Origin of the sequence: Streptomyces sp. NPDC048196, assembly GCF_040652715.1 — a bacterium.
Lineage (GTDB): Bacteria > Actinomycetota > Actinomycetes > Streptomycetales > Streptomycetaceae > Streptomyces > Streptomyces siderophoricus.
The window spans coordinates 220,250-236,338 of sequence record NZ_JBEZMM010000006.1 but is presented as its reverse complement, the minus strand read 5'-3'; the positions used below and the strand labels follow the sequence as shown (position 1 = coordinate 236,338).

Below are 16,089 nucleotides of genomic sequence, written 5' to 3'. Positions count from 1 at the left end.
ATCGAACACAGATCCAGGAAGCGGCAGCGGCTAATGACGGTGACCGAAACAGGCCGGGCCGAGGGCACGGGCATCGACGCGGAGCGCATGGCCATCTGCCTGAGCGTGCTCGAAGAGCTGGACGCGCTGCCGATCGACCACCCCGACGCGGTCACCATACGCCGCGCCACCGCCGGCATTTACCGCAAGGTCAAGCAGCGCCGGCGGCAGGAGTCCCGGGCGGCGAAGACGGCCAACGACCGGGCGGTCACCGCGGCCACCGCCACCGGCGCACCCGACCGGATCGACGACGAGACCGAGGGCCTGGCCCTCACCAGCTCCGTCACCACGGAGATCGCCGGGATCCTGACGCGCCCGCGCTCCTGCTACGTCTGCAAGAGCCGCTACACCGAGGTCGACGCCTTCTACCACCAGCTGTGCCGCGACTGCGCCAAGGAGAACCGCGCCCGCCGCGACGCCCGCACCGACCTCACCGGCCGGCGCGCCCTGCTCACCGGCGGCCGCGCCAAGATCGGCATGTACATCGCGCTGCGGCTGCTGCGCGACGGCGCGCACACCACGATCACCACCCGCTTCCCCCACGACGCGATCCGCCGCTTCACGGCCATGCCCGACAGCGCCGACTGGCTGCACCGGCTGAAGATCGTCGGCATCGACCTGCGCGACCCGGCGCAGGTCCTCGCGCTCGCCGACGCGGTCGCCGCCGAAGGCCCGCTCGACATCCTCATCAACAACGCCGCCCAGACCGTGCGCCGCTCACCCGAGGCGTACGGCCAGCTCCTCGCCGCCGAGTCCGCGCCGCTGCCCGCCGGCGAACTGCCCGCCTCCTTGGTCCTCGGCCACTTCGGCAGCGGCGCTCCCGCGGCACTGCCCGCCGCCCCGGGTACCACCGGCGCCCTGACCGCCGAGGACGTCACCGCACTCGCCCTGACCACCGGCTCCGCGACCCCCGCGCGGATCGCCGCGGGCACCGCGATCGACGCCGGCGGGCTGGTACCGGACCTGCACGCCACCAACAGCTGGATCCAGAAGGTCGACGAGGTCGACCCGGTCGAGCTGCTGGAGGTCCAGCTGTGCAATATGACCGCACCGTTCCTGCTGGTGAGCCGGCTGCGCCCGGCGCTCGCCGGATCCCCCGCGCGCCGCAAGTACGTGGTCAACGTGTCCGCCATGGAAGGGCAGTTCAGCCGCGGCTACAAGGGCCCCGGCCACCCGCACACCAACATGGCCAAGGCCGCGCTGAACATGCTCACCCGCACCAGCGCCCGGGAAATGCTGGAGACCGACGGCATCCTCATGACCGCCGTCGACACCGGCTGGATCACCGACGAACGCCCGCACCCCGAGAAGATGCGGCTGGCCGAGGAGGGCTTCCACGCCCCGCTCGACCTGGTCGACGGCGCGGCCCGGGTCTACGACCCCATCGTCCGCGGCGAACAGGGCGAGGACCTGCACGGCTGCTTCCTCAAGGACTACGCGCCCAGCCCCTGGTGATCCCGGGCCGGCCCGGCCGGTCCCTCGTCCCCGCCCGCCGGCACCGGCAGGGCCGTGTGCAGCCGGTCGCGCAGCGCCCGGGCCGCGGGCGTGGCCGGGCCCGCCGTCCGCCAGGCCAGGGCGACCCGGCCGCGCGGCTTCGGATCGGTGAGGGCGAGGGTCCGCAGCCCGTGGCCCGCCACGACGTCCGGCGGCAGCGCCGGGATCACCGCCACCCCCAGCCCCCGCGCGGCGAGCTGCGCCAGCACCGCCGGGGCCGCCGCCTCGAACGCGATCCGCGGCCGGATACCGGCCTGGGCACAGGCCCGCTCCAGCACCCCGCGCAGGCCGGTCCCGCGCGGCAGGCTGATCAGCGGACGCCCCTGGAGCTCGGCCAGCGGAACAGCGGCCCGGTCCGGCGGGGTGAGCAGCGGATCGCCCGGGGCCACCGCGGCGACCAGCGGCTGGTCGACCACCAGGCGCAGCGAGACGCCCGGCGGCGCCTCCTCCTGCGCCAGCCCGATGACCGCGAGGTCGAGCTCCCCGCCGCGCAGCGCGGCCAGCATCCGCTCCGAGGTGTCCTCGGTCAGGGAGATCTCCACCTGAGGATGGTCGTCGTGGAAGGCGGCCAGCAGGGCCGGCACCTCGAAGGCGTCGAGGGCCGCGCCCGAGACCAGGCCGAGCGCGACCCGGCCGCGCAGCAGCCCGGTGAACTCGTCGACGGTGTGCCGGATCCCGTCGACGGCGGCGAGCGCGGCCCGGGCGTACCCGAGGACCGCCTCGCCCACCTCCGTCACCGTCACCCGGCGGCCGGAACGGTCCAACAGCGGCTGTCCCAGCTCCCGTTCGAGCTGCCGGATCTGTGCGCTCACCCCCGGCTGGGCCAGGTGCAGCCGGGCGGCGGCCCGGGTGAAGCCGCCCTCCTCCACGACCGCGACGAAGTACCGGAGCTGGTGGAGTTCCATGCCGGCGATCCTAACCAGCCCCATAACCACTGCTTCTGGCAGGCAGAACCAGTTGCTCTTGGACTTATGGCCGACGGAACAAGATCCTTGACGGTATGGACGGTATGGACATCAGAGCGGCGATAGCGGCCGAACGCCGGGAGCTGGCGGACATGTTGGACGGCCTGCCGGAGGCGCGGTGGGACGCGCCGACGCTGTGCGCGGGCTGGCGGGTGCGCGAGGTCGCGGCCCACATGTCGATGGGCTTCCGTCACCCGCTGCCCAAGGTGGCGGCCGAGCTCCTCAAGTCCGGCGGGAACATCAACAGGATGGCCGACCGGCTCGCCCGCAAGGACGCGGCGGCCGCCACCCCGCGGCAGCTCGCCGGCTTCCTGCGGGATCACGCGCACCACCCCTGGAAGCCGCCGGTCGGCGGGCTCGCCTCGGCCCTGGGCCACGACGTCGTCCACGGCCTCGACATCACCGTCCCCCTGGGCATCGACCGCCGGGTCCCCGAGGACCGGCTGCGCATCCTGCTGGACCACGTCACCCCGCGGTCCGCCAAGTTCTTCGGCGCCGACCTCCGCGGTCTCGCCCTGCACGCCGACGACCTCGACTGGTCCTTCGGCACCGGCACCCCGCTGACCGGCAGCGCCCAGGACCTGTTGCTGGTCGCCTTCGGCCGCAAGCTCCCGCCGGGCCGGCTGCACGGCGCGCAGCAGGACCGGTTCCTGGCCGCCTGAGCCGCCCGGCCCTGCCGCGGGCCCCGGGAACCACGGGAATCAGCCTGCCGGCCCGGGGCCGTCCGTCCCGGGGCCGTCCAGTCCGTGCCGGGCCAGCAGCGGGGCGATGTCCGCATCGCGTCCGACCACCGCACGGAAGGCTGCCATGGCGTCGACGCTGCCGCCCCGGGCGAGGAGTTCGCGGCGGAAGATCTCCCCGCTCTCACGGACCGGCCGCCCGTTCTCCCGGAACCACCGCACGGTGTCCGCGTCCAGCACCTCGGCCCAGCGGTAGCCGTAGTAGCCGGCCGCGTAGCCGTGGGCGAAGATGTGGTTGAAGTAGCCGGTGCGGTAGCGCGGCGGGATCGCCGCCGACGCCAGGCCCGCGCGCTCCAGGGCGGCCGCCTCGAACGCCTCGGCCTGGTCGGCGTCCGGCAGGCCGTCGTCCGCGGACAGCGAGTGCCAGGCCCAGTCCAGCACCGCGGCGGCCTGGTGCTCCACCATCCGGAAGCCCGCGCCGAAGGTCGTCGCCGCGCGCAGCCGGGCCGGCAGCTCGGCGGGCATCGGCTCGCCGGTGCGGTGGTGCCGGGCGTAGTGCGCGAGCACCTCGGGCCGTTCCGCCCACATCTCGTTGACCTGGGAGGGGAATTCCACGAAATCCCGCGGCACCTGGGTACCGGACAGCAGCGGATACCGGACGTCCGAGAACAGCGCGTGCAGCGCATGCCCGAACTCGTGGAAGAGCGTGGTGACTTCGCTCCAGGTCATCAGCACCGGTTCGCCGGCCGGCGGTTTGGCGATGTTCAGGTTGTTCACGACCACCGGCCGCTGACCCAGCAGAGCGGACTGGAGGATCAGCGAGTTCATCCAGGCACCGCCCCGTTTGGACGGGCGGGAATGGAAGTCGCCGAGGAACAGGCCGAGCGGGCCGCCGTCCGCGTCGTGCACCTCGAAGACCCGGGCGTCCGGGTGGTAGGCGACCAGGTCGGGCCGCTCGGTGAAGGTGATGCCGTAGACCAGCCCGGCGGCGTGGAACACCCCGTCGTGCAGTACGGTCTCCAGCTCCAGATAGGGCCGCAGGTCGGCCGCGTCGAGGTGGAACCGCTCCTTGCGGACCCGTTCCGCGTAGTACTGCCAGTCGGCCGCGCGGATCTTCGGCACCCCGGCTGCCTCGGCCAGCGCCGCGGCCTCCCGTTCCGCATTGGCGAGGGCGGGCCCGGTCAGCCGGGCGAACATCTCCTCCACCGCGTCCGTGGTGCCGGCCGTCCGGTCGGCGACCTCCCAGGCGGCGTGGCTGGCGTGGCCGAGCAGCGCGGCACGTTCGGCGCGCAGCCGGGCCAGTGCCACGGCGACCGGGCCGTTGCTGTCGGTGCCGCGGCCCAGGGAGGCGGCGAGCAGCCGTTCCCGCAGCGCGGGGTCGTCCAGCGCGGCCAGCTCGGTCTGCTGGGTGAAGTTCTTCAGCACCAGCGCGAACCGGCCCGCGTGGCCCAGCGCCCGGGCGTTCTCCGCCGCGGCGGCGATCTGAGCCTCGGGGAGGCCGGACAGCTCCCCGGCGCTGTCCACGATCAGCGCCGCGGCGGCGGTGGCCGCCCGGACGTTCTGCTCGAACCGCGTGGACAGCGTCGCCAGCTCGCCGTTGATCTCCCGCAACCGGCGCTGCTGTACGGCCGTGAGCCGCGCGCCGGCCCGTACCCGGAGGGTGTGGTGGCGTTCCAGCAGCCGCAGTTGTTCCGGGTCCAGGCCGAGCTGCTCGCGCCGGGCGTACAGCGCGTCCAGATGCGCGAACAGGCCGGGGTCGAGCAGCAGCGCGTCGTCGTGGGCGGCCAGCCGGGGCGCGATCTCCGCCTCCAGCGCCTCGATCTCGTCGTCGGTGTCCGCCCCGGCCTTGAGGAAGAACACCCGCCGCACCCGGTCCAGCAGCGCACCGCTGCGTTCCAGTGCCTCCACGGTGTTCTCGAAGGTCGGCGGCCCGGTCCGGCCGGCGATCGCCGCGACCTCGTCCAGCTGCTCGGCCATGCCGCGTTCGAAGGCGGGCAGATAGTGATCGGTGCGGATCCGCGCGAAGGGCGGCAGCTCGTAGGGAAGATCACTCGGCTCGAAGAAGGGGTTCGGCGTCACGGGTTTTGAGCCTACGCCGGGGGTGGCTCGGCCGGGGCCGTTCCCGGGAAGCGTCGGGGGGCCATTCGTGGTGTCATCGAAGGGCGAGGCAAGCAACGCTCCTGAGACGGGAGGAATCATGGCCGGCAAGCTGCGAGCCCGAGAGATCATGACCGGCGGTGTGCGCTGTATCGGCGCGCACGAATCGCTGCAGGACGCGGCCAAGATGATGCGCGACCTGGAAGTCGGAGCCCTGCCCATCTGCGGTGACAACAACAAGCTCATGGGCATGATCACCGACCGCGACATCGTCATCACCTGCTGTGCCGAAGGTGTGGATCCGGCGACCGTGCAGGCCGGTTCGCTGGGCGGGGAACTGCACTGGATCGACGCCGACGCGGACGCCAACGAGGTCCTGCAGACCATGGAGAACCACCACATCAAGCGTCTGCCGGTGATCGACGTCGCCGGTGGCCACCGTCTGGTGGGCATGATCACCGAACAGAACCTGGCCAAGAACCTCAGCGACCGCCAGATCGCCGAGTTCGCCACCCGCGTGTACGCGACCGCCTGAGGGGAACGCCCTCGGCGCGGCCCGCACCCGTCCGCCCGCGGGCCCGGCCCCCGGCCGGGCATGCGGGCAGGCCGTCCGCGGCGCCACGGACGGCCTGCGACCCTCACCGTGCGTCAACCGGTAAGCCGGTGAGCAGGGTTGCCCGGACGGTCCGGCGCGCCGGACCTCCAGGAATTCCCCCACGCCCTTCGGTGGCTACCGAATTCACTCGGTGGCGCCGGAGTGCGAGCGCGGTACGGCGAGCCGGGTCCCCGGGAAAATGAGGTGCGGATTCGCACCGATCACCTTGCGATTGGCCCGGTAGAATTCCTGCCAGCGGAATCCGTGGGCGGCGGCGATACTGCTCACCGTATCGCCGGAATTGACGACGATCGGGCCGTGGGCACTCCGGTGCCGAATGGCCTTGTACCGCTTTTCGTGGAACTGCGGGTGGTGGACCCGGGAGCGGGCCGGCGCCTGGACGTGCCGCCGGGGTGCCAGGTGCGCGGTGCCGGACCGTGGAGTGGTGTGCCGGGCCGCCGAGTTGAGCCCCAGGCGGGCCGAGCAGGCGGGCCAGGCCCCCCAGCCCTGGCGCGCCAACACCCGTTCCGCCACCTGGATCTGCCGTGCACGGCTGGCGTGCGCGGCGCGCGAGCCGTACGCCTGGCCGCCGAACGAGCGCCAGGTGCGGTGGGCGAGTTGCAGCCCTCCGGAGAATCCGTTGCCGGTGTCGATCCGCCAGTTCCCGCCGCTCTCGCACCCGGCCAGCCGGTTCCAGGTGCCGCCGCTCACCGCGTCCGCGGGCTGCTCCGTCGCCACGTTCAGCGCCCCGGCCGCCAGCAGGACGGCCGCCGCCGTGATGCCCCGGACTCCATTGCCCCGGAACTCACCCCGGGCGGTCGATTCCGATACCTGAGGAAATTCCATGCGTTGCTCCCCTCGCTCGCCGCGCAGTTTCCTGGCGGCTCTTCGGGACACCTGACGCCGTATCGGATTTCGCGGCCGAGTGCGGTGGTGCGGGGTGTTCGTGCACTCGTCGGCGAATTCCCGGTGCGGCGCCGTGAATTCGACGGGCAAGAGACAACCACGCGCCGAGTTCGGCCCGGGAGAGCGCGCGGTAGCGCCGCCGCGGCCCGCCCTGCCCCCTTGTCGCGGCGGCCCGGCCGTGCCTGCGGAGGGTGCACCCGCTGTGACCGGCAGGGGCGCAACCCCCGTGCCGTGGCGCATCCCTCCGGTGCTGCCGGCGATCACCCACCGGCTCCGGGGGGTGTCCGCCGAGCGCATCCGGAGCTCTTGGTGCATGCGCTGCGCAGGCACGCACGCACCGCGCACAGACCTCTGGCCAGTGCTACGGCTCGTCGGGCCGCGGGGTGTGCGGGCCGCGGCCCGCATCGCCGGTGAGCGCGGTGCTGCTGACGCACCGTCGCGTTCGGCGCGAACCCAACCCCCGGGTTTCGAACGCTAGTTACCCGTGATTAAACCTCACGTCAATGTGGCATTGATCACGCCGCATGCACAAAAGTGCAGGTCGGAAGCACAGTGTGCAATTGATCGATCACTTTCTGCTGATTCTGTGCGAAGCCTGATTAACCCTGAGGCCCCCTCTCATCGGTGAGAGGGACAGGAACGGCTTTCCGTTCCGCCCCCTCCGCAACGACGCGGAGCGGGGCTGCACCTCACAAGAAGGGAGGGCTCGTGGAGCACTTGCGGCACGAATGGCCCTGGTACGCGCTGGCACTGGTCGGCGCCTACCGGTTGACCGCCACAGGACTCGACGCCCTTGTCCGCCGCGTGGTCCGCGCCGCCTCGCAGGCCCGCGCGGAGCACCCGTACGCCCCCGCCCGTCCGTACACCGGCCCGGCCCCGCGCGGCCCCCTCGGCCCGTACCGCCCGCGCCCCGGCGCGTTCCCGGACGTCATCCCGCCGCCACTGCGGCCCACGGCCGGCTCCCGCTGTGAGGAGAGCCGGTGAACGAGCACTCTCCCCTGGCCAGCCCCACCGACCTGCCACTGGACTTCGAGGTCTTCTTCCAGCGCGAGCAGAAGGCCCTCCTCGCCGTCGCCGCCTCCCGGCTCAGGGACCGCCGGGACGCCGAGGAGGCCACGCTGGAAGCCGGCCGCCGCATGTACGTCAAATGGGAACGCATCCTCGCCCACGTCAACCCCAAGGCCATGACCTACACGATCCTGCACGGTGTGATCTCCGACTTCTACCGCCGCGAGATCCGCAACAGCCGGGTCCAGCCCTACGCCGACCCGCCGGACACCGCCTACCTCCAGGAGCTGCGCAGTTGCGAACCGCTCGACCTCGCCCTGGACGCCCTGGAGGCCACCGCGCCGCTGCAGGCCAACTCCGTGCGCCTGCGCCACCTCGCGGGCCTCTCCTACGAGCAGATCGCCGAGCGGCTCCACACCACCCCGGGCGCCGCCAAGGTCAGCACCAGCATCGGCCTGCAACGGCTCAAAGAGATGATGACGAACGGTTCCTGCGGGACCGGAGAGGACGCGTGATGCCCGACGACCTGCTCGTGGACCTGCTGCGCCGGCAGGCCGAGGCCATCGGCCGGGAGTTCGCCGACCACGACCCGGTGGCCTTCACCCAGCGGCTGGCCGCCCGCATCGCCGACGGCACCGGCCGGGAACCCGACCCCGTCACCCGCGGGCCGGTCGGCGGCATCCGCCCCACCCCCGTACGCCCGGCCGCCGCCCGCGGACGCCGGCGCCGCCGCCCCACCCCCCTCCTCGACGCGGGCGTCCCGCCCGCAGCCGTCCTCGCCGAGGCCCGGCGGCTGTGCCACGTCGTGCTCCGCTCCAAGGACATCGACACCCTCGGCGCCTTCGCGGCGGACTACGACGCGGCCGGCGCACGCACCTTCGCCTGCCTCCTCTACACGCTCGACAAGTGGGACAGCGCCCTGTACTGGTGGCGGTTCGCGGCCGGCGCGGGCGACGAGCTCGCCGCCCACCTGCTGGCCGTGCACCACGCCGCGGTCGGCCGCAGCACCGACGCCCGGCTCTGGCGCGCCGTCGCCCGCATGATGGGCTTCGCCGCCGAACGGCACCTCCCGCTCCCGGTACGGGGCACGACCGAACTCGCCCTGGGCTTCGCCCGCACCTGGGACCGCACCCTGCAGTCCTTCCTCCAGCGCAACCACCTCCCGCGCGAACTCGCCGCCCACTGACCCCCGCCGGACCCACCGCCCGGCAGGCACACCATGCCTGCCGGGCCTCACCCATGAAGCGCAAAGACCGCCCGCCACCGGGCTCCCCGGGTGATTCCGCCCCGAGGAGGGGTACGGGCAGGGCGGGACCGGCCGGCTCGCCTCGCGCGTGACCAAGGACGCGCGGGCGAGCGATCAAGGTCCCCGAGGCGAGCGACCAGGAGGAGCGGCGGACATGCACACCGAAGAGAGCGGCCACAGCAGCGCGGCGGGCGGGTCCGGGACCGCAGGGGCGCCCGGTCGCGCCGGCCGCGCACCGCTGGCCGGCACCGTGGCGCTGGTCACCGGCGCCTCCAGCGGCATCGGCGCGGCCACCGCGCTGGCCCTGGCCCGCGCGGGCGCGTCCGTCGCACTGGTCGCCCGCCGCCGCGCACGGCTGGCGGAACTCACCGCGACCCTCGACGAGCTGGGCGTTCCGTCCCTGGCGGTGGCCGCCGACCTGACCGACCCCGCCCTGCCGCAGCGCACCGTCGACGAGACCGTCGCCCGCTTCGGGCGGCTCGACATCCTGGTCAACAACGCGGGCTACGGCGCACGCAGCCCCGTCGAGCAGAGCGACCCCGAGGACTGGGACCGGATGGTCGACCTCAACCTCCGGACGGTGCTGCGGATGTCGCACGCCGCGCTCCCGCATCTGCTCCGCGCCGCGACCGACGCCCCGCGCGGCGTCGCCGACCTGGTGACCGTCAGCTCGGTCGCCGGGCGGGTGCCCCGGAAGGACAACAGCGTCTACTCCGCCACCAAGCACGCGGTGTGCTCCTTCAGCGAAGCGCTGCGGCAGGAGGTGACCGGCCGCGGCGTCCGGGTCGGACTGGTCGAACCGGGCATGACCACCACGGAGATGACGCTCGGCAGCCAGGCCGCCGCGGCGCACGGGATGCCGCAGGAGAGCTGGCTGCGGGCCGAGGACATCGCCCGCTCCCTCACCTTCATGGTCACCCAGCCGGCCCATGTCGCCATCAACGAGATCACGGTCCGGCCGACCGCCCAGGAACGCTGACCCGCGGCGCACGGGACAGGGGGCGCACAGCCAGCCGGGCAGGGGCGCACGCCGACATGCCGGGCGGCCGGGGGAGGGCTACCGTCGGGGCCGTGCGACTCCTGCTCCTCTCCGACACCCATCTGCCCAAGCGCGCCAAGGCCCTGCCGCCCCAGCTGCTCGACGAGGTACCGCGCGCCGATGCCGTCCTGCACGCCGGGGACTGGGTCGACACCGCCACCCTGGACCTGCTCCAGACCCGCGCCCGGCGGCTGATCGGGGTGTACGGCAACAACGACGGCCCGGAACTGCGCGCCCGGCTGCCCGAGGTGGCCCACGCCGACCTGGCGGGCCTGCGGTTCGGCGTGGTGCACGAAACCGGCCCCGCCCAGGGCCGGGAGCGCCGCTGCGCCGCCCGCTTCCCCGACCTCGACGTCCTGATCTTCGGGCACAGCCACATCCCCTGGGACTCGGTCGCCGACGGCCGGCTGCGCCTGCTCAATCCCGGCTCCCCGACCGACCGCCGACGCCAGCCGTACTGCACGTACATGACCGTGGAGCTCGCCTCCGGCCGGCTGACCGGGGTCGAACTGCACCGCCTGCCCCCGCGGACCTGAGCCCCGTCGGCGGCGCCCTCAGTACCCGAGCAGCCCCCGTACGTACGCCGCCTGTCCCGCGTGCTGCAGACCGTCGGCGATCACGCTGACGAGGCGGACGCCCATGGTGACCGACGGCGTCCAGGACCGGTCGACGACGCGCTTCAGGTCCTTGTCGGCGATGCCGGCCAGATACTGCACCGTGGTGTCGTGGACGACCTCGTGATAGCCGGTGAGCAGCTCCTCGCTGAGGTCCTTCACCGCCGCCACCTCCTTGCGGGAGTGGCCGTAACCGGTGTCATCGGCCGGGAACGGCAGGCCGAAGCGCTCGTACCAGCCGTCCGACGTCCACAGCTGCTCGGTGCCGGCCACCCCGGCCAGGTGATCGTCCTGGATCCGGGTCAGATGCCAGACCAGCCAGCCGATCGAGTTGGCGTCGTCCTCGGGACGGGTGCTGAGCTCGTCCGGACCGAGTCCGGTGACCGCCTCCTCGACGGCCTCCCGGATACGGCCGAAGGCATCGACGAGCAGGTCCGTGCTGGCGGTCATGACAGCCTCCTTGGCGGCGACACAGTTCCCCCGCGGCGTGCCCATCGTCGCAAGCCCGGGGCACGAATCGTGGGAGGCCGGTCCGTCCCCTCACCACCCCGGAGACCACCGGCGGCCGGATCCGGCGTATCCGATATTCCGGGTCGGTCACGGCTGCAACCACCAGGTGGGGCAAACAGTCCTACCGGGCATGAAAAGACGATTCTCGCTGCGCATACCCCGGCGCATCCCGACGCGGCCCCGTGCCGGACGCCGGGCCGCCGCCGCGCTCGCCCTCACCACGCTGACCGTTCCGCTGACGGTCGCCCTCGGCGCCCCGGCCCAGGCCGCCACCGCGGCCTCGGCCTGCACCGCGTCCCGCGGCCCGTACCAGAAGCAGGCCGAACGCTTCCTCGGACTGCCCGTGGACGGCCGGCAGTCGGCCGCCGACTGCCGCGCGATCCGGGCCTTCCAGACCAGCCACGGCATCACCCCGAACATCGGTTACGCCGGGCCCGTCACCTGGGGCGTGATGAGTCTGGTCACCCAGCAGCGGGCGGCCGGCCACCACCCGAACAAGGCGCACCACTGCCCGACCACCAAGGGCCGCATCGCCTGCGTCGACCTCACCCGTCAGCTCAGCTGGATCCAGGACGGCTCCCGGCTGGTCTACGGGCCGGTGCCGATCCGCAGCGGCCGGGACGGGTACGAGACCCGCACCGGCGCCAAGAAGATCTACTGGCGCCATCTGCACCACGTCTCGACGCTGTACCACGTGGCCATGCCGTACAGCCAGTTCTTCGACGGCGGTCAGGCCTTCCACTCCATCAGCGGCAGCGTCTGGTCGGCCCCCGGCTCGCACGGCTGCGTCAACATGCGCAGCGGCGACGCCGCGAAGTACTGGTCCCTGCTGCGGACCGGCGACGACGTCCACGTCTACGGACGCAAGCCCGGCACCTGACGGGCCGGGCGATGGGGCCGGTGACGGCGTCGGGAGACGGCCGGGGGTGAGGCGCCGTGGAACGGACCGCCGCCCCCGGCCGCCCGCTCAGTCGGTGGCCAGCAGCGTGTACAGCGCCATCGGCGTCACATAGCCGGACCAGCGGCCGTCCGCGAAGAGGTGCACCCCGCCGTCCTGGTAACACTGGTCGACGAGCTGGGAGCAGATCATGTGCCGGGTGCTGGCGACATAGCGGCGCAGGCCCGGCACGGGCACATGGAAGCGGTGCGTGGCGATCGCGAGGTAGTCGAGGAAGCTGTAGGGCACGCCGACATAGCGCGTGGCGGCCCGGCAGATGGCCGAGCGCTGCTGTGCGGTGAGCCCTTCCGGGCAGACGTAGAGCACCTCGGCGTCGTCGTACCAGGTGAGCGGCCGGATGCGCGCGCCGCCCGGCTCGGCCTCCAGCAGCCGGTCGTCGGGCAGGACCAGGAAGGCGTGTTCGTAGTCGGCGAAGCCGTCGCCGTTGATCCACTGGCCGAAGCGGATCAGCCGGCCGGTGACGCCGTTGATGCGGGTGAGCCCGATGTCGCCGGGCTGGGGGTGGGTGTGCTTCATGAGCGGCTCCCGGGAGCGCGGAAGGGTGAGGCGCGAAGGGGGAGAAGGAGAGAAAGGGGGAGGTGCGGAGAAGCGCCGCGGAGGAGTGGCGCGGAGAAGTGGTGCGGAGAAGCTCCGCGGAGAAGTGGTGCGGAGAGGTGATACCCGCTGTGCGTGCCTGTGCACCCTGGGTCAAGGGGGGAAATTCGGCCAGGCCGGTACCGGTGTCGGGCCGTCCTGACGTCATGTCACCTACGGAGCTACGCCCGGGGCCGCCGGTCCGCCGCCGCTTCCCCGATGGCCGTGAGGATGTCGCGGGCCCACCGGGCGGGCGATGGATCGTCGAGCAGCGCCGCCAGGCGGCCGAGGTGGGCGGTGCGTTCGCCGGGCGTCATGGTCAGCGCCCGGTGCAGCGTGTCGACGAGGTCCTGCGGTGAGCGCGGGTCGGTGAGCAGTGCCGCGGTGCCCAGTTGGGCGGCCGCGCCGGTGTGCCGGGAGAGGATGAGGACCCCGGGACGGCCGGTCGCGGCGTGGCTGGCGATGAATTCCTTCGCGGTGAGGTTCATCCCGTCCTGGAGAGAGGTCACCCAGAACACCTCCGCCGCGAGGTACTGGTCGACCACCTCGGCGAACGGCAGGGCCCGTGGCAGATAGTCGACCGGCCGCCAACTCCCGTTGTCCCAGTGGCCGTTGACCTCGTCGATGGCGTGTTCCAGGGCCGCCCGGGTGGCGTCGTGGATCCGGATCCCCGGCTCCGGCGGCGGGCACACCAGCCGGAACACCAACCTGCCGCGCAGTGACGGTCGCTGGGTGAGCAGTGTGTCGATCGCCCGGACCTTCTCCAGCGGGGCCTTGGCATAGTCGAGCCGTTCCACCGACAGGACCAGGAGCGGCCCGCCGCGGGCCCTACCGGCGCGGACGTTGCGCGCGCGGGCCAGCTCTTCGACGGCCCGGCGGTCGATGCCCAGCGGATGCACACCCGTACGCGGCATCGGCGCGGCACCGGCCAGCACCTGCCGGAAGTGGCCGGCGAACGCCTCGGTGTGGAACCCGGCCCAGTCCAGGCAGGCGAGGGACTCGCGCAGCTGCCCCGCCGTCGGCAGCCGGTTGAAGGCGTCCGCCGGGGGAAAGGGCGTGTGGTGGAACAGCCCCAGCCGCAGGTCCGGGCGCGTGGCGCGCAGCATGCCGGGCACCAGCCACAGGTTGTAGTCGTGCAGCCAGACCGTGGCGTCACGGGCCGCATGGGCGCTGAGGTGGTCGGCGAAGCGGGCGTTGAACCGTTCGTAGTGGCGCCAGGCCGAGGCGCTGTACCGCATCCGGCCGGGCTGCGACATCAGCACCGGCCACAGCGTCTCCTTGCAGGCGCGGTGGAAGTACTGCGTCCACTGCGCGCCGTCCACCGGCAGGAACGCCAGCGGAAGCCCGGTGCGGTGCGGACGGCCGGACTCCGGAGCGGCGTGCGGTGCGGTGCCGTCCTCGACCAGCGCGGTGGCCCACACCCCGTCCGGCCCGTCGGTGCCGAAGAGGCCCTGCAGGGTGGGCAGTACGCCGTTGGGGCTCACCGGCCGCCGCCACCGCCCGTCGGCCCAGCGCACCGGCGGCCGGTGGTACCCCACCACCACGTCGTGCGTGCGCTCGATCCAGCCCAGGCCCTCCAGGGCGGCGAGGATGCCGGCCGCACCGGCCCGGTCCGGCCGGTACACCTCGGTGCGGTCCGCGATCCGCTTCCGCAGGGCCGGTTCCGCCTCGCTCATCAGGACGCCGTGGGCGCCGAGTTCGAACAGCGACAGGTCGTTGAGCGAGTCGCCCGCCACCAGCACCGACTGCATGGACCACTGGAGTTTGCGGGCGAGCAGGGCGAGCGCCCGGCCCTTGCTCGCCGCGGCGGGCAGCACGTCGAAGTAGCGCCCCGCCGAGTACGTCCATCCGCAGCCCAACTCCCTCACCGCGGCGGCGATGTCGTCGGTGAGCCGCCCGGGTCGCAGGAAGAACGAGCAGCGGCCCTCCTGGACCACCCCTTCCTGGTACTCCAGCTCCGGGAACCGTGCCATCCGCTCACGCACCCGCCGGTGTCCCGGCCAGCCTTCGCGCAGCTGGTTCTGCACCACGTCGACGCGGCTCCGGTCCGATCCGTCGATCACGCTCGCCCCGACGTCGGCGATGATCCACCGGGGCCGGGGGACCAGCGGGTCCCGGTCCAGGATCCGCTCGACCGACGCCAGTGAGCGGCCGGTGGCGAACACCACGGTCACCTCGGGGTGCCGGTCCAGCGCCGCCCGCAGCCGCCGGCGGTCCGCGCGGTCACCGCCGAGCAGGGTGCCGTCCAGGTCGGTGACGAGCACCTTCGGTGCGGGGGCGGGCCGCTCGTCCGGTCGCAGCGATGTCATGGTGCCCCCGTTGTCCTCGGATGCCGTGGGTGGTGGAACGCGGAAGACGCTCAGCCGTGGTGTGTGAGGGTGCGCGCGGTCATCCGGGGAGACGCGCGAGCCAGCGCTCCAGGCCCGCCGCGTCCGGTGCGGCGGCCGAACCCGCGGCCGTGACGGCCGCCGCGCCGCAGGCGACACCGGCGGCCAGGCACTCGGCGAGCGTCCCGCCCGCCAGCCGCCGGTGCACGAAGCCCACGTTGAAGCAGTCTCCCGCGCCCGTGGTGTCCACGACCTCCACCGGCACCGACGGCTGCGCGAGCCGTACCCCGTGCTCGGCGGCCAGGGCGCCCGCGGCGTCCTGCTTGACCACGACGGTGCGCACGAGCCCGGCCAGCACCTCGACCGCGTCCGCCACGGAACCGGCCCCCGTCACCCGCAGCGCCTCCGCGGCGTTGGGGGCGAACACGGCCACCCTGCCGAGCACCTTCGCCACCTCCGGCACATCCACCGTGCCGGCGAAGTCCTGGCAGTCCATGAAGACCTCCGCCCCGACGCGGTCGGCAACGTCCAGCGCCGCGGACACCTCGGCCCCGTACTGGAGATGCGGCAGCATCACCAGCGCCGGCCGGTGTGTCTCGATCAGTTCGGCCAACGGGCGGACGGCGACCGGGTCTTCGTAGGAGACCATGGCGCGGTCCTCCGGCCGGGACAGGGCAACCGTCACCCTGCGCACGGGGCCCGGATGGTGCCGGAAGCCCCGCTCGTCCAGGCCCTCGTGGCGCGCGGCGGCCAGCACCTCCCGGCTGAACGGGTCGGTACCGAAGTCCGTCGCCCAGACGACCTCCCGGCCCAGCCGCCGCAGCCCCATGGCGAGGGTGTACGCCCCACCGGGCGCCATCCCGAAGCCGTCGGCCCACACTTCCTTCCCGTACGCGACGGGTTCCGCCGGCTCCCGGAACACCAGATCCACCGAGTAGGACCCGGCCACCAGCACCCGGCCGTCCACCGCGTCACGCCCATGCCTCATGGCGGGACTGTAGGCAGCCACGCAGCGCAACAAACCTGTTGCGAAGGTGA

At 73.1% G+C, this 16,089-nt stretch carries 16 protein-coding genes; 9 read left to right on the top strand and 7 right to left on the bottom strand.

From position 1 onward, the window contains the following. Window positions 1-33: 33 nt before the first annotated feature. Window positions 34-1,494 (top strand): SDR family NAD(P)-dependent oxidoreductase, encoded by a 1,461-nt coding sequence (locus AB0E02_RS10390; RefSeq protein ID WP_362137586.1) that lies wholly within the window; start codon window positions 34-36, stop codon window positions 1,492-1,494. Here AB0E02_RS10390 and AB0E02_RS10385 read toward each other — a convergent pair. Next, entirely contained in the window at window positions 1,473-2,438 is a 966-nt protein-coding gene (locus tag AB0E02_RS10385) for a LysR substrate-binding domain-containing protein (RefSeq protein WP_362137585.1), read from the bottom strand. The genes AB0E02_RS10390 and AB0E02_RS10385 overlap by 22 nt on opposite strands. A 104-nt stretch (window positions 2,439-2,542) precedes the next feature. On the opposite strand from AB0E02_RS10385, the gene AB0E02_RS10380 reads away from it, so the two are divergent. Beyond that, window positions 2,543-3,160, top strand: coding sequence for a maleylpyruvate isomerase family mycothiol-dependent enzyme (locus tag AB0E02_RS10380; RefSeq protein WP_362137638.1), 618 nt, complete (start codon window positions 2,543-2,545; stop codon window positions 3,158-3,160). A gap of 39 nt (window positions 3,161-3,199) precedes the next feature. Here AB0E02_RS10380 and AB0E02_RS10375 read toward each other — a convergent pair whose 3' ends face one another. Beyond that, window positions 3,200-5,257 (bottom strand): M3 family metallopeptidase, encoded by a 2,058-nt coding sequence (locus AB0E02_RS10375; RefSeq protein WP_362137584.1) that lies wholly within the window; start codon window positions 5,255-5,257, stop codon window positions 3,200-3,202. Window positions 5,258-5,375: 118 nt separating this feature from the next. Here AB0E02_RS10375 and AB0E02_RS10370 point away from each other — a divergent pair, with 118 nt between their 5' ends. Beyond that, window positions 5,376-5,810, top strand: a complete 435-nt coding sequence (locus tag AB0E02_RS10370) for a CBS domain-containing protein (protein ID WP_030411793.1) — start codon at window positions 5,376-5,378, stop codon at window positions 5,808-5,810. A 204-nt stretch (window positions 5,811-6,014) separates the two neighbouring features. Here AB0E02_RS10370 and AB0E02_RS10365 read toward each other — a convergent pair whose 3' ends face one another. Further along, a complete protein-coding gene (locus AB0E02_RS10365) occupies window positions 6,015-6,716 on the bottom strand; it encodes a transglycosylase family protein (RefSeq protein ID WP_362137583.1) in 702 nt (233 codons plus the stop codon). Between the two features lie 768 nt (window positions 6,717-7,484). Between AB0E02_RS10365 and AB0E02_RS10360 the strand changes: the two genes are divergently transcribed. From AB0E02_RS10360 to AB0E02_RS10340, 5 genes are all read left to right on the top strand, one after another. Continuing rightward, window positions 7,485-7,760: a hypothetical protein gene (locus tag AB0E02_RS10360; RefSeq protein WP_362137582.1), complete on the top strand. Its 276-nt coding sequence runs from the start codon at window positions 7,485-7,487 to the stop codon at window positions 7,758-7,760. After that, the gene (locus tag AB0E02_RS10355; RefSeq protein WP_362137580.1) at window positions 7,757-8,299 is read left to right on the top strand and encodes a sigma-70 family RNA polymerase sigma factor; all 543 of its coding nucleotides are present in this window, start codon (window positions 7,757-7,759) and stop codon (window positions 8,297-8,299) included. Before AB0E02_RS10360 ends, AB0E02_RS10355 begins: the two co-directional genes overlap by 4 nt. Then, window positions 8,299-8,970 (top strand): hypothetical protein, encoded by a 672-nt coding sequence (locus AB0E02_RS10350; RefSeq protein ID WP_362137579.1) that lies wholly within the window; start codon window positions 8,299-8,301, stop codon window positions 8,968-8,970. Before AB0E02_RS10355 ends, AB0E02_RS10350 begins: the two co-directional genes overlap by 1 nt. Window positions 8,971-9,184: 214 nt before the next feature. Beyond that, window positions 9,185-10,009 carry an SDR family NAD(P)-dependent oxidoreductase gene (locus AB0E02_RS10345; protein ID WP_362137578.1) on the top strand — a complete coding sequence of 275 codons (825 nt, stop codon included), beginning with the start codon at window positions 9,185-9,187 and terminating at the stop codon, window positions 10,007-10,009. Between the two features lie 92 nt (window positions 10,010-10,101). Then, a complete protein-coding gene (locus AB0E02_RS10340) occupies window positions 10,102-10,605 on the top strand; it encodes a metallophosphoesterase (protein ID WP_362137577.1) in 504 nt (167 codons plus the stop codon). A gap of 18 nt (window positions 10,606-10,623) precedes the next feature. On the opposite strand, the gene AB0E02_RS10335 is transcribed toward AB0E02_RS10340, so the two are convergent. Beyond that, window positions 10,624-11,133 carry a DUF664 domain-containing protein gene (locus AB0E02_RS10335; protein ID WP_362137576.1) on the bottom strand — a complete coding sequence of 170 codons (510 nt, stop codon included), beginning with the start codon at window positions 11,131-11,133 and terminating at the stop codon, window positions 10,624-10,626. Between the two features lie 190 nt (window positions 11,134-11,323). On the opposite strand from AB0E02_RS10335, the gene AB0E02_RS10330 reads away from it, so the two are divergent. Beyond that, a complete protein-coding gene (locus tag AB0E02_RS10330; RefSeq protein ID WP_362137575.1) occupies window positions 11,324-12,073 on the top strand; it encodes a L,D-transpeptidase family protein in 750 nt (249 codons plus the stop codon). 87 nt (window positions 12,074-12,160) lie between these two features. On the opposite strand, the gene AB0E02_RS10325 is transcribed toward AB0E02_RS10330, so the two are convergent. From AB0E02_RS10325 to AB0E02_RS10315, 3 genes are all read right to left on the bottom strand, one after another. Beyond that, complete coding sequence (locus AB0E02_RS10325) at window positions 12,161-12,667, bottom strand: hypothetical protein (RefSeq protein WP_362137574.1); 507 nt, start codon at window positions 12,665-12,667, stop codon at window positions 12,161-12,163. A 239-nt stretch (window positions 12,668-12,906) separates the two neighbouring features. After that, on the bottom strand, window positions 12,907-15,033 hold the full coding sequence (locus AB0E02_RS10320) for a trehalose-6-phosphate synthase (RefSeq protein ID WP_362137573.1): 2,127 nt from the start codon (window positions 15,031-15,033) through the stop codon (window positions 12,907-12,909). A 79-nt stretch (window positions 15,034-15,112) separates the two neighbouring features. Continuing rightward, a complete protein-coding gene (locus AB0E02_RS10315) occupies window positions 15,113-16,039 on the bottom strand; it encodes a carbohydrate kinase family protein (protein WP_362137572.1) in 927 nt (308 codons plus the stop codon). Window positions 16,040-16,089 lie beyond the last annotated feature (50 nt).

What these genes read in the sequence shown, in the direction of transcription:
- AB0E02_RS10390 (WP_362137586.1), top strand. Translation starts at nt 34, where the DNA reads ATGACGGTGACCGAAACAGGCCGGGCCGAGGGCACGGGCATCGACGCG.
- AB0E02_RS10385 (WP_362137585.1), bottom strand. Translation starts at nt 2,438, where the DNA reads ATGGAACTCCACCAGCTCCGGTACTTCGTCGCGGTCGTGGAGGAGGGC.
- AB0E02_RS10380 (WP_362137638.1), top strand. Translation starts at nt 2,543, where the DNA reads ATGGACATCAGAGCGGCGATAGCGGCCGAACGCCGGGAGCTGGCGGAC.
- AB0E02_RS10370 (WP_030411793.1), top strand. Translation starts at nt 5,376, where the DNA reads ATGGCCGGCAAGCTGCGAGCCCGAGAGATCATGACCGGCGGTGTGCGC.
- AB0E02_RS10365 (WP_362137583.1), bottom strand. Translation starts at nt 6,716, where the DNA reads ATGGAATTTCCTCAGGTATCGGAATCGACCGCCCGGGGTGAGTTCCGG.
- AB0E02_RS10350 (WP_362137579.1), top strand. Translation starts at nt 8,299, where the DNA reads ATGCCCGACGACCTGCTCGTGGACCTGCTGCGCCGGCAGGCCGAGGCC.
- AB0E02_RS10345 (WP_362137578.1), top strand. Translation starts at nt 9,185, where the DNA reads ATGCACACCGAAGAGAGCGGCCACAGCAGCGCGGCGGGCGGGTCCGGG.
- AB0E02_RS10335 (WP_362137576.1), bottom strand. Translation starts at nt 11,133, where the DNA reads ATGACCGCCAGCACGGACCTGCTCGTCGATGCCTTCGGCCGTATCCGG.
- AB0E02_RS10330 (WP_362137575.1), top strand. Translation starts at nt 11,324, where the DNA reads ATGAAAAGACGATTCTCGCTGCGCATACCCCGGCGCATCCCGACGCGG.
- AB0E02_RS10325 (WP_362137574.1), bottom strand. Translation starts at nt 12,667, where the DNA reads ATGAAGCACACCCACCCCCAGCCCGGCGACATCGGGCTCACCCGCATC.
- AB0E02_RS10320 (WP_362137573.1), bottom strand. Translation starts at nt 15,033, where the DNA reads ATGACATCGCTGCGACCGGACGAGCGGCCCGCCCCCGCACCGAAGGTG.
- AB0E02_RS10315 (WP_362137572.1), bottom strand. Translation starts at nt 16,039, where the DNA reads ATGAGGCATGGGCGTGACGCGGTGGACGGCCGGGTGCTGGTGGCCGGG.